Source organism: Streptomyces sp. MK7 (assembly GCF_032658145.1).
GTDB lineage: Bacteria > Actinomycetota > Actinomycetes > Streptomycetales > Streptomycetaceae > Streptomyces > Streptomyces spiralis.
The window spans coordinates 1-1,191 of the sequence record NZ_JAVACL010000126.1 but is presented as its reverse complement, the minus strand read 5'-3'; the positions used below and the strand labels follow the sequence as shown (position 1 = coordinate 1,191).

Here is a 1,191-nt window from a genome sequence, read left to right as displayed (position 1 = left end):
ATCCGCTGGTCAGCCGGGGTTCGGCAGGAGCGCGAGCCGTTCGAGTGCGGCGGTGATCTGGGCGGTCCAGGGCCAGTGCTGGGCCAGGCGGAGGATTCGCCGGCGGCCGGTGGTGACGAGTTGTCCGGCCGCGGTGAACAAACGGAGCCGCAGGCGGCGGGGTTCCCAGAGGCGGGCATGGCCGGTCAGGGCGAGCATGGGCATCCAGGCCAGCAGGTCGAGGGCGATCTGCATGATCTCCAGCCAGACCTTGTTCTGGGCCGTGCGGTGCAGGGGCAGGTTACGCAGGCCGGTGGCCCGGGCGGCCCGGATGCGGTCCTCGGCCCTCGCCCGCAGCCGGTGACGGAGTTCGAGTTCGGCGATCGGCCGGTCGGCAGTGTTGGTCGCGAAGCAGGTCAGCCTCATGCCGTCCGCGTCCGTGAGCCGCAACTGGGCCCCGGGATGCGGACGTTCTTTCCTGACGATCAGCCGCATCCCCTTCGGCCAGCCGTCCAGGACGTCACCGGTGAGCTCGGCGACCCAGGCCCCGTCCCGGATCTCGCCGTCCGCCTCGACAGCCGGCGTCCAGGCCGAAGCGGGAACCTTCAGGACATGCTGGTGGATCGCATCGGTGATCACCATGCCGACCGAGTAGGACAGCCACCGCCCCCGCCGGGCCAGCCAGGCCACGAAGTCGTGGGTGCCGCCCGCGGAATCGGTGCGGACCAGGGTCTGCCTGCCTCGCCGGTACCGCTTCGGCAGCTGGGCCAGGGCCAGTTGGGCGGTGGTGATGTGGTCGACGGCGGTGTTCGAGCCCGCGTTGCCCGGCCTGAGCAGGGCCGCGACCGGTTCCCCGGTGCCGCCCGGCCCGTGGTCGACGAAGGCCATGAGCGGGTGATGTCCGTAGGTCCGCTTCCAGGTAGGTGCGGCGTCTTCCTTGTCGGAGTGGGCGATCACCAGCACCCCGTCGAGGTCGACGGTCACCGTCCCGTCCGCGTCGGGCGCCGCCCGGCCCGCCAACTGCCAGACCTGCTGGCGGGCTTGGGCCCGTGCGGAGCGGATGGCCTGCAGGGCCTTCTCGCCGGAGGCGGCGAGGGCGTCGACGAGGCGGGAGACCGTCGGGTCGGAAGCGACCGGCCCGAACACGGCCGGCTCGGCCCGCAGCATGCCGACATCGGCCAGGCAGTCCCCACCCGACGCGAGTGCCAACGC

Annotated in this window: 1 protein-coding gene; it reads right to left on the bottom strand. The window is 72.3% G+C overall.

Annotated elements, in window-relative coordinates:
- Positions 1-9 precede the first annotated feature (9 nt).
- The coding region (locus tag R2S09_RS40115) for an IS1380 family transposase (protein ID WP_316746218.1) at positions 10-1,191 on the bottom strand (1,182 nt) is incomplete at its 5' end.